Annotated in this window: 12 protein-coding genes and 6 tRNA genes; 11 read left to right on the top strand and 7 right to left on the bottom strand. The window is 47.0% G+C overall.

What is annotated here, in order from left to right:
- Positions 1-104: 104 nt before the first annotated feature.
- A complete protein-coding gene (locus FTT68_RS05255) occupies positions 105-251 on the bottom strand; it encodes an entericidin A/B family lipoprotein (RefSeq protein ID WP_005179532.1) in 147 nt (48 codons plus the stop codon).
- 100 nt (positions 252-351) lie between these two features.
- Positions 352-1,254 (bottom strand): DUF1853 family protein, encoded by a 903-nt coding sequence (locus FTT68_RS05250; RefSeq protein ID WP_168396748.1) that lies wholly within the window; start codon positions 1,252-1,254, stop codon positions 352-354.
- A gap of 90 nt (positions 1,255-1,344) precedes the next feature.
- Between FTT68_RS05250 and FTT68_RS05245 the strand changes: the two genes are divergently transcribed.
- The 9 genes from FTT68_RS05245 (at position 1,345) to FTT68_RS05205 (ending at position 3,711) form a co-directional block, all read left to right on the top strand.
- Positions 1,345-1,734, top strand: coding sequence for a YbaN family protein (locus FTT68_RS05245; protein ID WP_180006974.1), 390 nt, complete (start codon positions 1,345-1,347; stop codon positions 1,732-1,734).
- Positions 1,731-2,261 carry a cell wall-recycling L,D-carboxypeptidase ElsL gene (elsL, locus tag FTT68_RS05240; RefSeq protein ID WP_104488696.1) on the top strand — a complete coding sequence of 177 codons (531 nt, stop codon included), beginning with the start codon at positions 1,731-1,733 and terminating at the stop codon, positions 2,259-2,261. The genes FTT68_RS05245 and elsL overlap by 4 nt, the downstream gene beginning before the upstream one ends.
- Positions 2,262-2,538: 277 nt before the next feature.
- A tRNA-Val gene (locus FTT68_RS05235) sits at positions 2,539-2,614 on the top strand.
- A 26-nt stretch (positions 2,615-2,640) separates the two neighbouring features.
- Positions 2,641-2,717, top strand: a tRNA-Asp gene (locus FTT68_RS05230).
- A gap of 51 nt (positions 2,718-2,768) precedes the next feature.
- A tRNA-Asp gene (locus tag FTT68_RS05225) sits at positions 2,769-2,845 on the top strand.
- 20 nt (positions 2,846-2,865) lie between these two features.
- Positions 2,866-2,941, top strand: a tRNA-Val gene (locus FTT68_RS05220).
- A gap of 15 nt (positions 2,942-2,956) precedes the next feature.
- Positions 2,957-3,033: transfer RNA gene (locus FTT68_RS05215), tRNA-Asp, on the top strand.
- A 65-nt stretch (positions 3,034-3,098) separates the two neighbouring features.
- Positions 3,099-3,174: transfer RNA gene (locus FTT68_RS05210), tRNA-Val, on the top strand.
- A 75-nt stretch (positions 3,175-3,249) separates the two neighbouring features.
- Entirely contained in the window at positions 3,250-3,711 is a 462-nt protein-coding gene (locus FTT68_RS05205) for a DUF2750 domain-containing protein (RefSeq protein WP_005179520.1), read from the top strand.
- A 13-nt stretch (positions 3,712-3,724) separates the two neighbouring features.
- Here FTT68_RS05205 and FTT68_RS05200 read toward each other — a convergent pair whose 3' ends face one another.
- The 4 genes from FTT68_RS05200 to yccS all read right to left on the bottom strand — a co-directional run bounded on the left by FTT68_RS05200 (position 3,725) and on the right by yccS (position 10,220).
- Positions 3,725-4,519, bottom strand: a complete 795-nt coding sequence (locus FTT68_RS05200) for a YdcF family protein (RefSeq protein WP_168406253.1) — start codon at positions 4,517-4,519, stop codon at positions 3,725-3,727.
- 114 nt (positions 4,520-4,633) lie between these two features.
- Entirely contained in the window at positions 4,634-7,234 is a 2,601-nt protein-coding gene (locus FTT68_RS05195; RefSeq protein WP_180108441.1) for a sulfite reductase flavoprotein subunit alpha, read from the bottom strand.
- Positions 7,235-7,400: 166 nt separating this feature from the next.
- Entirely contained in the window at positions 7,401-7,961 is a 561-nt protein-coding gene (locus tag FTT68_RS05190; protein WP_005179510.1) for a YcxB family protein, read from the bottom strand.
- 84 nt (positions 7,962-8,045) lie between these two features.
- Positions 8,046-10,220: a YccS family putative transporter gene (gene yccS, locus FTT68_RS05185; RefSeq protein WP_104490431.1), complete on the bottom strand. Its 2,175-nt coding sequence runs from the start codon at positions 10,218-10,220 to the stop codon at positions 8,046-8,048.
- A 135-nt stretch (positions 10,221-10,355) separates the two neighbouring features.
- Here yccS and FTT68_RS05180 point away from each other — a divergent pair, with 135 nt between their 5' ends.
- The gene (locus tag FTT68_RS05180; protein WP_180175235.1) at positions 10,356-11,579 is read left to right on the top strand and encodes a multidrug effflux MFS transporter; all 1,224 of its coding nucleotides are present in this window, start codon (positions 10,356-10,358) and stop codon (positions 11,577-11,579) included.
- Positions 11,580-11,672: 93 nt separating this feature from the next.
- Here FTT68_RS05180 and FTT68_RS05175 read toward each other — a convergent pair whose 3' ends face one another.
- Positions 11,673-12,377: a nitroreductase gene (locus tag FTT68_RS05175; RefSeq protein ID WP_104988312.1), complete on the bottom strand. Its 705-nt coding sequence runs from the start codon at positions 12,375-12,377 to the stop codon at positions 11,673-11,675.
- A 384-nt stretch (positions 12,378-12,761) separates the two neighbouring features.
- Between FTT68_RS05175 and FTT68_RS05170 the strand changes: the two genes are divergently transcribed.
- Positions 12,762-14,045, top strand: a complete 1,284-nt coding sequence (locus FTT68_RS05170; protein WP_180175234.1) for a DcaP family trimeric outer membrane transporter — start codon at positions 12,762-12,764, stop codon at positions 14,043-14,045.
- The last annotated feature ends 155 nt before the right edge of the window (positions 14,046-14,200 follow it).

Here is a 14,200-nt window from a genome sequence, read left to right as displayed (position 1 = left end):
TTTGCCCCTATAATAGGGGAATCATGCCGAGAAGGGGAGTTTTTAATATAAAAAAACCTTATCAGGAGATAAGGTTTTTGCCGGGAATTTGCATTGAAATTTGATTATTGACGGATTTCATCCTGAGTTTTTTCAGCCGTATTACTTACCGCATTACCTGCTGAAGAGACATCTTCACCTAGACCTTTTACTGTATTACAACCAGTCAGAACAAACATCATTAGTAATGAAGTCGCTAGAATTTTTTTCATCATCATCTCCGTATCATTAAGCATAAATTATTCTGATGTGAAAATTAGAGTAAGAAATATACAGCCAAAAAAATATAGTGCTTTGATTGTGGTTGAGTAATTAAATGTTGTTCAAAGATAGGCTTTTAGTCCAATAGTGCTGATAACACGCATCCATCAGCACCGGGTTGCGATACATATAAAATGCAGACTGCTCCTGATTCAGATATAAGCCATTGCTCCAGAATGCGTTGGCTGAACTGCTTGGACTGGCATGTGGGCAAATCCATTCATGCCGTTGCAGTCGGTAAAAATCCTGATGATTTTTCGGCAAATGCTGGCCCCAGGTGCCAATTCTGCGCTCGGGATTGACCCAGTCAGGAAGAGCCTGTGCAGTAGCATGTTCAGGCAGATACAGCTGGCCTTTTAACACGGCAAAGCGCTGTTGAATGGTATGACCTTGGGCCTGCTGAAACTGAAACTGCTTTTGGGTAAAGTGGGTTAACTTGCGTAATAAGGTGTCGCTGCGGTTCAGCCCATACCAGTAGGGCAGACTCAAATCACGTTCAGCCAGATAATATTTGAGCGCCACTTCCCAATGTTCAACTTGCTGGTGGTCATGGTTTAGCAGCAGAAAATCGAGTTCGCCCGTGGTGCGTGGTCCATCAATTATCTGAATGCTATGTCCGAGCAATTCATAAGGATGATAGTCACGCTCGGTCAGCCAGAACCAGAGCAGCATTTCAAACCGCAGCCCTAGCCGGGTACTTTTGAGCTGGCTTAAAAAATCTTCCAGTGCAGCCGGATGCTGGTCTAAATGCTTCAGCCGGCTTTGATAATGATCAAAGTGCTGCAACCAGCAATCTGTAGGATGAAAATCAAAGCCATAACGCTGCTCCAGTGCTGGTGGCAGCTGCTGTAAAATGTTGGGACTGGCCACGCTAAAGGCCAGTTGCCGCACCAGCGGATTGCGGAAATTTAACCAGGGTTCAGCAGAAATATCAGTAAAGGTGTTAGGCGACATCAGTAAATCCATGGTTAAACAGCAGAATTACAACGAAGAAAAGTTTAAAAACGCTTTATACTAGCGCAATTCGACGGGTAGGGTTGCGGTATGAGAGTATTGTTTTGGCGAAGTTTGGTGGTGATTTTTGTCATCCTCGGCTTCATTGGTGCAGTGTTGCCCGGTATGCCAACAACAGTCTTTCTGATTTTAGCGGCCTGGGCTGCATCCAAAGGCTGGCCGCAAATGGATGCCTGGTTGTTGAACCATCCCAAATATGGCCAGACCTTAAGAGACTGGCGTGCCAATGGCACCGTACCGCGTAAAGCCAAATGGTTTGCCACCATCATGATGCTGATCAGTGCCTGCATCATGTTATTTACCACGGCTCCGCTGGCAGTCAAAATTTTTACCAACCTGACCATGTTTGTGGTGGCAATCTGGTTATGGCTACGCCCTGAACCTGTTGTTGTCACTCCACCAAAGGTAAAGAAAGAATGATCTACCCTCTACATGCTGCGGATATTCTGGTTGATTTATCTGAGCAGACCTTATATCTACCAAAACACAATAAACTGTATGTGGTGTCTACCGGTGAAAAGGGCATTGGTGAAGCAGAAAATAGTGGCAAAACCCCACGTGGCTGGCATCAGGTGGCCCTCAAGTTTGGTGCAGATGCGCCGGAAAATACCGTGTTTATTGCCCGTCAGCCAACGGGTGAAATTTATGATGATGAGCTGGCCGAACAGTTTCCTGAACGTGACTGGATTTTGTCCCGTATTTTATGGCTATCAGGGCTGGAGGATGGTTTTAACCAGGGCGCTGGCTGTGACACCTTTAAACGTTATATTTATTTGCATGGCACGCCAGATACCGAACCGATGGGCATTCCCAAGTCACATGGCTGTATCCGGATGCGCAATCGCGACATTATCGAGCTGTTCGAGCTGATTCCAGAACAGGCATTGGTGTATTTGTCTGAAAAGCGGCTGGATTTTAGCCCCTTGGCCATTGAACCCCAGCCATAAGACTTAAGCCTGAATTTTGCTGCCATTTTTCACAGGGAAAAAATAAAAATGTGCAGGCGAGCAGGGGGGTAATTGCAAGAAATTTCTTCTATTCTCAAGTGAGCTAAAAATAAAATTTTTTGAATAAAGTCAAATAACATACAGAATTTGTTTGTTTTTCTAGCGAATCACTTATTTTTTAATCACTCAGTCATAAAAAAGTGAAAACTGGCAGAAAAGCGTTTGACAGGCGGTAAAGATTCTCTATAATGCACCTCACAAACGATGAAGACGTTAAGGGCGCTTAGCTCAGTTGGTAGAGCGTCTGCCTTACAAGCAGAATGTCGGCGGTTCGATCCCGTCAGCGCCCACCAAGCCTTTACGTTAAAGATTCTTACGTGCAGCGGTAGTTCAGTTGGTTAGAATACCGGCCTGTCACGCCGGGGGTCGCGGGTTCGAGCCCCGTCCGCTGCGCCACTTAAGCTTCTTTAATATTCGTTTGAACCACAATAGTGACTTTGTGTAAGTGCAGCGGTAGTTCAGTTGGTTAGAATACCGGCCTGTCACGCCGGGGGTCGCGGGTTCGAGCCCCGTCCGCTGCGCCATTTACATAAAACGCTTTTGAGGGCGCTTAGCTCAGTTGGTAGAGCGTCTGCCTTACAAGCAGAATGTCGGCGGTTCGATCCCGTCAGCGCCCACCATGATTCTTTTGCGATGCAGCGGTAGTTCAGTTGGTTAGAATACCGGCCTGTCACGCCGGGGGTCGCGGGTTCGAGCCCCGTCCGCTGCGCCATCTCAAAGAATAGCCCTATAAGTTTCCTGAGCTTATAGTGGAATCAAGATTGACAATCTTAATCAGGGCGCTTAGCTCAGTTGGTAGAGCGTCTGCCTTACAAGCAGAATGTCGGCGGTTCGATCCCGTCAGCGCCCACCATATCTTTCTTGCCTAAATCTTAAATATTCCATAGAATCCCAGCATTATAAAACAATAAAATGGACTGGATGATCTATGCGCAATCCATATCAACGCAAGGCCGCGTCTAAATCTCAAACTTCAAGCTATAATGTTCAAGATATTTACAAACAGTTTATTGAAATCATGGTCAGCCAGGGACAAGTGTTTGCGCTGTATCATGACGGCTGGGCCTTATGTGCCACACCCACCGGACAGCGCGCTTTTGCGGTCTGGCAAAATAAAAGTCTGGCCAAACTGCTGGTCAAAGACAACTGGGAAAATTACGATATTCAGGAAGTCAGCTTTAAAGATTTTATTGAAAAAGTCCTGCCATTTTTAAGGCAGGAAAGCACACTGGTGTCGATGAATCTTAGTCCCGAAGGGCAGAATGTGCTGGTAGCACCGGAAAAGCTGCTGCTGGATATTAAAAACTATCTTTACCAGATTTATTTGCAAAAACCTGAGGTCTATAAAAACCTGCAACTGCCTTCGCCACGTTCCATTCGCCTTAATTAATATTTATTGGGTATTAATATTCATTGAGTAGCCAACCACTTACATAAGCAAAATATTCGCGTAACCAGGAGTTATAGCGAATATAGAGTGGTGTAGGAGCGCTATAGGGCAAGGGCTGCTGATAGCCCTGTTTGCGGGCAATGGCCAGCGCACGCGGTAAATGAAAATCACTGGTCACCACGGCAATCGGATCACTGAGCTGAATATCGTGTTGTACCAGCAAGGCCTTGGAATTGTGGAAATTCAGAGCGGTACTGGTACTGCGTGCTTCCAATAGAATTCGTGTTTTCGGAAGATGATGCTGCTCTGTTAAATAGTGCGCCATCACTTCGGCTTCGGTCCACTGATTCCCAAAAGCGGCGCCACCACTGACGATAATGGGAATCTGTGGCAGCTGCTTGGCCAACGTGGCACCTGCATTTAGGCGTTTGGCCAAGGTCGGTGTTGGCTGGTTGTGCTGGATTCCCCCGCCTAAAATCAGAATCGCCTGCGTATTTGGATTGGGTTGGCTATGCAGGCTTTGCCAGTGTAAGTAGCCAAAGAACAGTACCACACTGAGTAGCCAGACCCAGAAAGCACCCCATACTAAACGCCAGCCTTGTTGATAGATCGGGCGCTGTCGAATCCAGCGCTGTAGCGGAACATAACACAAGGCATAAATGAACAGTGCTGCACCGAGCAGCATCGGCAGCAGGGTACCAAAATGAAAGCTGTTCAGACTGAGCAACCACAGACCATTGGCCAGTAGTAGAATTGCAGCCATCAGGCTCAGAAGACGTTTCAGTGGGGCGTGGCTGTGACTCTGCATGGCGGAATAATCATAAATAGCGTGATGTATCTACAGATTATAAAAGATCAAGATGAAAAAACCGGACATCAAGTCCGGTTTTTTCAATTTTAGTTTTCAGCAAGTTAGCAAAACTTAGTAGACATCACGGCGGTAACGGCCTTCACTGCGTAACTGATCCACCGTAGCTTCACCAAGCAGTTCAATCAGGGTCTGGTCAACATCGCTGGCCATGCCATCAATACTGCCGCAGACATAAATCACGGCACCTTGCTCAATCCAGCGTTGCAGTTCTTTGGCCTGTTCACGCAATTTATGGTGTACATAGACTTTCTGTTCCTGATCACGCGAGAAGGCCACATCCAGACGCTGCAACATGCCGGTGCTTTGCCATGCAGACACAATATTTTCATAGAAAAAGTCATGTGCGCGCTGACGTTCACCGAAAATCAGCCAGTTCTGGGTATAGTCATGACGGATACGTGCCTGTAATAGACTCATTAGCCCGGCAATACCAGTCCCGTTACCAATACAGATGATTGGACGGTTGTCATCAATCAGGTGGAACGATTCATTGGTGCGAATGCGCAGGGCAATACTGCTCTGTAGCGGCGCATGTTGGGTGAGCCAGCCCGAACCAAGACCCAGTTGACCTTGGGCATCGGATTGCTGGCGGACCACCAGACGCAAAATCTGCTGCGATGGAATGCTGGCAATCGAATATTCACGTGCAGGCAGGGTCGGTAACTGTTCCAGTAAATGTTCCAGATTGGCAAACGGCTCGATTTCAACCGTCAGATCTTTGTCCCAGAGCGCCTGTTCAATCGGTTCACCGGTCGAATCTAGCAGGGTACCCCGCTGAATCTGATGCTGTTGTATAAAGGCTGCCAGACGCTCAGGACTGTTCCCTGGCTGGATTTCGGCAATATCACCGGCTTCCCAGTGTGCTTCGTGTTGCGGCGCCAGCTCGATATTATAGGCTGGTGCACCCAGACTGTTCGGATTGAGCAGATCACGCTGTTTCAGAATCCAGCTGTCAAAGGTCTTGTGAATGTCCATGCCTTGCAATTCAAGCTGGGTGGCTTGAGCCAGTGCTGTATTCCAGCGTTGGATATCTTCATTGCTGGCATTGTCCACTTCAATGGTGGCAAACAGAGGCTGCGCCTGATTGCGTTGTAACCACTGATCAATTTTATGACCAAAGCTGCAGTAGCTGTCCGGATATTCCTTGGAGCCCAGCGCCAGTACCGCATAACGAAGATGCTGTAAATTGGCCGAGCTGCTCAGGATTTTCTTGTCAAAGCTGGAGGCTAAATCAGGTGCTTCACCGGTACCATAGGTACTGGCTACAAACAGCACCTGTTCTACCGATTGCAGATCTTCCAGACTCAATTGCTGTACCGGTTTCACGGTCACTGGTTGACGCGCTTCCTGCAAACTGGTCGCAGTACGCCAGGCCAGCTGTTCAGCCACGCCGGTTTGGGTGGCGTAGGCAATCAGCCACGGTTTGGCATTTGGATCAACCGTGACGGCGCTTGCGCTATTCCGTGCTGCCTGGGTCAGTTTCTTCTGCTTGCGACGTTTCAGATACAGCATCCAGCCGGTGACAAAGAACAGCGGCATCAGCAGGGAAGCGACCATGGCAAAGAACTGGTACACCGGACCAAAGAAGCTGCCACGGTGAACCGGTAACATGCTGCTCATGATTTTTTCATTGAGCTTTTTATCTTCATACAGGCTGATGTCGGTGAGGCTGGCCGTCTGATAGTTATAGGTTGCACTATTGCGGGCACGTTCATGCTGCGGTACTGCATCGACAAAGTTCAGGCTGACTTCACCATTGGCCTGTTTGGGCAGGTTCAGGGTCATGGTTGAGTAGTCACGTCCCAGTTGTGCCTGTACGCCAATCCAGGTCTGGTTCAATACCGCCTGCATTTGCAGCGAATCCAGTCCTTCTGCACGCTCACCACGACCTTCACGCGCAGCACCTTCGCCACGTTCACGGCCTTGCGGCGCACCACGCTGACCTTGCGGCGCGGCATTGGCCTGCATTTGCGGTTGTGGACGCTCTACGCCCAGCACCTTGAACATGCCATTACGCCACCAGTCATAGGACCAGTACAGACCGGTACAGGCCAGAATCAGGTAGAAAATCACCACCCAGGTGCCGACAACGGCGTGTAAATCCCAGATGAAGTTCCGGCCTTTAAGTTTCGGCTTCACAAAGAACCACTGTTTTACCGAATGCTTTTTCGGCCAGCGTAAATACAGACCACTCAAGACAAAGAAAATCAGCATCAAGGCACAGGCGCCGGTAATCTGCTTGCCGACCGGGCCAACGGTCAGGTTACGGTGTAACTGCTGGATAAACTGGAAAAATTCACGGCCTTTAATCTCGGGTAACACTTCTGCGCTGTAGGGGTTAATCAGCACATTCTGGCCGCGACGTGCGCCTTCTTTGGCAATATTGACACTCGAAGATGCTGCCGGATCGGAGGCGATAGTAATGCTATTAATTTTGGTTTCAGGTTGAGTCAGCTGAAAATGCTGATAGATTTCCGCCGGGGTGAGCTTGGCCCGGTTTTCGACCTGCACGGTATAACTGTCCGGATTCATCCATTTTAGAATTTGTTGTTCATAGGAATAAATCGCACCGGTAACACCCATCAGTGCGAGAATCAGGCCCGCACTAATTCCAAGGAACCAGTGCAGCTGGAAAAATATTTTTTTAAGCATAGCAATACAGCAGCAGTGTGAAGAGAACAATGGGCGAAATTATAACTGAAGAATAGCGAGATGGAATAGAGTTTGAATATAATATTTATTCTCATTATCATTTAGATTGGTACAAACCGGATAAAAAAACCTCCAGCAGGGTGGAGGTTTTTTTGAGCTTACAGGCTTAAAGCTGTTTTGGCTCACCTACAGATTCAAGCAGGTGCTTACGAATGGTTTTAAAAGAAAAGTTTTTAGAATCCAGACGTTTTGGCAAGATATAAGCGCCTTGCTGACCTTTGACGGTAAAGTTCACCAGAATGAAATCCGGGGTAGAATACCATTCATAAATGTCTTTCCAGCTAATCGCGCCCATGCCTTCTTGCAGGCCCATTTGCTGACGCATGATGATGCCGTGCGGTTGTACGCCTAGACGGATGCCTTTAATTTCCTGTACCGGAAATTCATTCATTTTGCGTTTGGCATACCATTCCAGACCGAATTTACGGATCAGGAAGTACAGCACTACACAGACCAGAGCCACCCAGCAGAAAATGGTGGAATAGTTCTTGATCAGGATAATCCCCAGAATAGACAGGGCCGTAATAATGCCCATGATCGCCCAGGCTTTGGTGCCAATTTTGTTGGTGCTACGCCAAATTAAAAGCTGGGCATGACGCTGCTCGGCTTCGCTAATGTCGTAGTTCACAGGCTGTAAAGTATAAGCGTATAAATTTTTCGCGGTCATAGTGGAACTAACAAATTTCAAACTCAGAAAAGTTTAGCATTAATTACAGCATTTCAGGAGTCTATTGTTGCAAAATCATCCGAATTATAACGAGGCCAGTTCGGTGGCATCCTGATCACGGTCATGGCTTAAACTCTGCTTCAGCTGACTCAGTTGATGCAGGATGGTCAGCATCAGCGATAACTGCTGCAAAATAATCAGTCCCTGTTGATCTTCCTGATGATTTTGGCTTAAACGCTGCCGGATGGTATGCAGCATATTTTGTGAAGACAGATCCGGTACTTCATCGTTCAGCAAGGCACCGCGAATATCTTCCAGCGCTTTATCCAGCAGGGTTAAAATCTCCGGATCTTCAATTTTTTCCCGGTGTGCCCCCAGCGCGGCAATATAGCTGATAAAGGTATGATTCAGGCACAGCAATTCAAAAGCCTGGGCTTTTTGCGAGGCATCAAAATCCGGTTCAGTGGCCAGGGTAGAAATGAGCGAGGCCAGTTCGGCATCGGTATTATGCGCTGCACGGCGTACCACGCGATAGGTCAGGCCGTTATTGCGCCCGGTTTTGTATTGTTCAACCACTTCGGTCAGATAATCACACTGCGCATTTAAGGCACGACGGATGGTGCGCGGCAAGCGGCGGAATTTCCAGTCCGGGAAAATAAAGCTGACGCCAAACCAGGCCAGTGCACAGCCAATTAAAGTATCAATCATACGCGGCAGGGCGGCGGCAAAGCCCATGCCATCGAGGTTAAAGTTAATCAGTGCCAGAATGGTAATAAAGGCGGTGGCTTGGGCATACTGCTTACTGCGTAATTCAAAGAACAGAATTCCGCTGACTACCAGCAGCAACAGCTGACCTTCGACCGATGGAATAAAATATAAGATGCTATAACCGACCAGAATCCCGACCAGCGTACCGACAATCCGCAGGCGTAAGCGGCGTTTGGTGGCGTTAAAGTTGGGTTGGGTCACAAACAGCGCGGTCAGTAAAATCCAGTAGCCGTATTCAATATTGGTAACCTGGACAAAAATATAGCCAATCAGCAGCACTGCCGATAATCGAATGGCATGCCGGAACAGCACCGATTCCGGAGTTAAATGCTGCTTGATGCGGATGACCATATCATCCCAGCCTTTCAGGTCATCATCTTTAAGCTGGTTTTCAATATGTTTGGTTTTATCCAGCTTGATATAACGCTCGGTTTCCAGGTTGCGTAACTGCGCATCAATAGATTTAAGGTTCTGATACAGGGCAAACAGGGCATTGACCCAGACCTGATCATACTGCTGTTCGCTGCGCAGCTTTTGTAGCGAATGTTTCAGGTTCTCAAAGGCATGTTTAAAGCGTTTGCTGTGAATATAGGGTTCACGCTTCAGGATGCTTTCGCTTAAATCTTTACAGGCTTTGCCCTGAATCGCCAGAATGCGCTGGAAACGGAACAGGATGTCGCTGTGCTCAAAAATTTTGGCCAGTTTCTGATAGTCAATATGCGCGGAGTCGGCGCGTTCATGAATATCCTGGGCAATAAAATAATACTGCAGGCTGCGGCGGGTGTCTTTCTGGCCGCGGTCACCTTTTAAACGGGTCAGTAGCGCGGTTTTCAGTTCATTAAACAGGCCAATCAGCTTGCCATTTTCCATTGACAGGTCAATCAGGCTTTGCTGATAACTACCGGGGGTCATATCGACATCAAACAGGTTGGATTTGGCAAACAGAAAATCGCCTAACGAGGCATAGCTTTGCGAAAGTTTGTCTTGTAGCTGCCGTACCGGAAACAGTAAAAAACTGATGGTGGAAATCAGGCCGTACCAGACTGCACCAGCCACCAGCAAGGCTGGCTGGGTGTACCAGTCTTCAAACAGGTCTACACCGAGCATGGCATAAACCGAAATCACCAGACAGCCATAGGCAATGGTGGCATAACGCCGGCCCAGAGAACCGAGCAGAATCAGGCCAATACAGGAGATAATCAGGCCAATGGCAAATAGCACCGGATGTGGAAACAGCAGCTGAATGGAGGCGGCGGTAATAAAAAAGCCAATATAGGTATAAGTCTGGTTCAGGATTCTTAAAGAGAAGCGGTCATCAATATCACTTAAACCGGCTGCGACCACGCCCAAGGTTAGCGGAATGGTGGCCAGCTGATAGCCGAGCAGATAAGGAACAAAGGCGGTGCCGGCAAAGGCGATCATCATCCGGATGTTATAGATAAAGGCCGTGTTGTAGGCAATGTGTTTGAGACGTGTGAGCCAGGATTTCAAGACTGTTCCTTAAACGAAGCCAGATGCTATGCAGCGGGCAGCAATTATGTGAAACTTCACTTTCAGTACCCTGAAATAATACTATGGACTGTGTACCTTGTCTTTAAATCAGTCATTTAAAAAAGAAATATGAATATGTCCGATTCCCATGCCAGTGCAAGCCCGCAGCAGCAGTATCCATCTTCCTGGATTTTACTGCTGGCATTGCTGACCTCGCTTGGTCCGCTGTCGATTGATATGTATCTGCCGGCCTTGCCCCAAATGGCAGATGATTTTGGGGTCAGCACACAAATGGTGGCCAATAGTCTACCGGCTTATTTTTTGGGCCTGGCGATTGGACAGTTAATTTATGGTCCTTTAAGTGACCGGATTGGCCGTAAAACCCCACTGTATTTTGGTTTGGGACTGTATTTTTTGGCCAGTCTGCTCTGTGTTTATGCCCAGGATGAATGGAGCCTGATTGCGGCGCGGGTATTGCAGGCCTTAGGGGGCTGTGTCGGGGTGGTAATTGCCCGTGCTGCAATTCGTGACCGGCTGGATATGCAGGCTTCCGCGCAGGCTTTTTCCAGCATGATGATTGTGACCGCAATTGCGCCCATTATTGCGCCGGGTCTGGGGGCCATCGTCCTGAGCTTTTTTGACTGGCAGGCGATTTTTGTCTGTCTGGCCATGATGAGTTTAGTCTGCTGGCTGTGTGTTCATTTTTTCTTTCAGGAAACCTTGCCGCCAGAGCGCCGTCTGAAATTGAATTTCTATCAGGTGCTGACCTTATATCTGGCCATTTTTAAAGACCACAGTTTTTATTTACCGATGATTGCCGGCTGTTTTACCGGTGGGGCGATGTTCTGTTATATCAGCAGTTCTGCCGCTGTTCTGATGGATGGTTATGGCCTGAACCAGCAGCAGTTTTCGATTGCTTTTGGTGCCAATGCGGTCGGTATTATGCTGGCCTCGACCTTAAACAAGCATTTGGCAACCAGCAGCTCTTTAATGACCCGTTTAAAAATAGGCGGTACGGTGCAGGGCACTGGCGCGCTAATTCTGGTCATCGCCGGGCTGATGAGCCATGTGCCGATTGTTGTGGTTTTTGCCGGGCTGTTTTTAGCTGTGGCCGGAATTGGTTTTACTGGCCCCAATGCCATGGCGTTGGCGATGTCGGAGCAGGGTGCCCGTGCCGGTACAGCTAGCGCGATTATGGGCAGTATGCAATTTAGCTGCGGTTTAATTGGCGGCTTAATGTTGAATGTACTGATCTGGGATGCTTTATTAAATATGGGCAGTGTGATGCTGCTGTTTATTCTGATTGGGGTGAGTGCGATGTACATTATGCATCGGGAGCGGAAATTAAAAACAGCCTAACCCCGATTCATTCTTATAAATAAAAAGAAGAAACCCGGGCGGTTTCTTCTTTGCTCTTTAAGCTGTTGCAGCGTGAGGGCCAGAGCTAAAAAATTATTCTACAAATACGGCAAATTCTTCGACCGGTACGCGCGGGGTAATAAAGCTATTTACAATATGCTCTGGATCGGCATAACCCAAGGCCATACCACAGACCAGTTCTTCATCGGCCGGGGCATTTAAGACCTCCAGTACAATGCGATGAAAACTATTCCAGGCCGCTTGTGGACAGGTGTCCAGCCCGCGTGCCTTGGCGGCAATCATCACGTTTTGCATCATCATGGAAAGATCCATTTTTGAACCAATTTCCAGGTCACGGTGCAGGGTAAAAAACAGGCCTACCGGTGCATCAAACAGCTGAAAATTACGCAGATGCTGTGCAGCCATCTTCTGTTTTTCGCCTTTTTCAATATTGAGCAGGCCATACAGCCCCCAGCCATTTTCACGGCGCCGCTCAATAAACGGCGAGAACCATTGTTCCGGATAATAGGAAAAGGTGGCCTGATAATCGGCCGCACGTTCAGGATGCAAATACAGTTCAGTTTGTGCCTGACAGACCCGATCAATGAGTTCCTGACGCTTTTCACCGGTCACCACATACACCTTCCACGGCTGAATATTGGTGCCGGATGGTGCGCGGCTGGCCACGCTTAGAATATCTTTAATCATTTGCGGATCGACCGGACGATCTAAAAAGGCGCGCACCGAATGACGCGAGCTAATGGCCTGATCGACCAGTTGTACTTGTCCTTTATCCATGAAAAATCCCTTAAAATGTTTATGTTCTAATCAACTGTCGCTATATACAATAGTCTAATATTTAACCGGGTAAGCAGCTTTTACTTTTCGATAAAACCATGATAATTCGATATTTTTGCAAATAAGAATTAGAAAAATTGATCAGTCCTTTATCCTTATACGTTAAAAGTGATTTTAATAAAATAAATTAATTGTTAGATTGAAAGCATAAAACGATTACAGTTTTGTGTAATTCTTTATCGATAAGACTTTTAATTATTTGATAAATAGCAAAAGTGTGATGATTAAATGACATTTAAATCAGGGATGCTTGCCATCTGAGTCAGTATTTAAAATGTCTTAAAAGAGCACGGATGCGCATTATTTTTTACTCTGGAGAAACCCATGGATCGTAAAATCCAAACTTCACTTATCACAAAAACATTAGCGGTCGCAATTACAGCAGCAATGGCCTCTACGGTACAGGCAGCAAGCACTGAACAACAACAAATTCAAGAATTACGCCAGGAAGTACAAGCACTCAAAGCTTTAATTCAACAGCAGCAACAGGTTCAGCAACAGCAACAAGTCCAGATCCAGCAAGTTCAGGCGCAACCGGCACCTGCAGCAAAATCGGCTTCACCATTTTCCTTAAAGTCGAAGGGCGGTGCTGAAGTCAATCTGTACGGTTTTGTGCGTGGTGATGCCAACTATATTGTTGAAGGTGCAGACAATGACTTCAACTCGGTACATAAGACAGCAACAGTTGGAACAAGTAATGATGTCAAATTAGCCAAAGATAAATTACGTGCAACTGCAAAAACTACACGTTTAGGTCTCGATTTTTCTTCACCAGTAGGTGACCGTAAAGTGGGCGGTAAAATTGAAGTTGACTTCGCAGGGAGCAACGATGCATTACGTATCCGTCATGCATACTTAACGCTGGACAACTGGTTATTGGGTCAAACCACCTCCAACTTCCTGTCAAACCATGCACCAGAAATGATTGACTTTGGTACCAACGTCGGCGGTGGTACTACCCGTATTCCACAAGTGCGTTATAGCCACAAACTGGCACCAGCCACTCAATTGCTGGTTTCTGCTGAAGAAGGGGATAGTTCAGGTGAAGGTTTAACGTATCGTTTACCAGTGTTAACTGCTAAAGTCACTCAAGGTTTTGCGAATGGTAAGGGTGCCGCATCAGCACGTGCATTAGTTGAACACTATAAGGCTGAATCAGGTGATGACAAAACGGGTTGGGGTGTAGCAGCAGGTGTGAATTATCAGGTTGCAGAACCGCTAAAAGTATCGGCTGATGTTTCTTATGTTCAAGGCAACAGCAATTATTTATACGGTAGTAACTCTGCATTCTATGTTAATCCAGAGAATGGTGACATTGAACAAAACGAATTTACTGCTTTCCAGGTCGGTGCAACCTATAAGTTTGCGCCAAACCTGCGTTCAACACTCGGTTATGGTGCTATTTTTGCAGATGATGGCACAGACTACGCAGCCTTAAATAAAAAAGATGCAAATAAAGAAGTGTATCAAGCATGGTTAAACTTCATTTATTCGCCAGTAAAACCGGTTGATTTGGGTATTGAATATATCAACGGTGAGCGTGAAACCTTTGCAGGTGAAACGTTTAAAGACAACCGTTTTGGTTTAATGGCACGTTATAACTTCTAAGTGCTGAACCAAAAAAGAGGTGGCTTGCCCACTGCTGTCCCATAGTTTGCTTTAAATAAAAAAACCTGAGTCCTAACAGTTAAAATATGAGTGCAAACAAACACTTTAACGACCAGGATTCAGGTTTTGTCACATCAGAATACCGTATTTCATGA

This window comes from Acinetobacter sp. Q85-2, from assembly GCF_013420555.1.
GTDB lineage: Bacteria > Pseudomonadota > Gammaproteobacteria > Pseudomonadales > Moraxellaceae > Acinetobacter > Acinetobacter indicus.
This window is presented reverse-complemented; position numbering and strand designations above follow the sequence as displayed.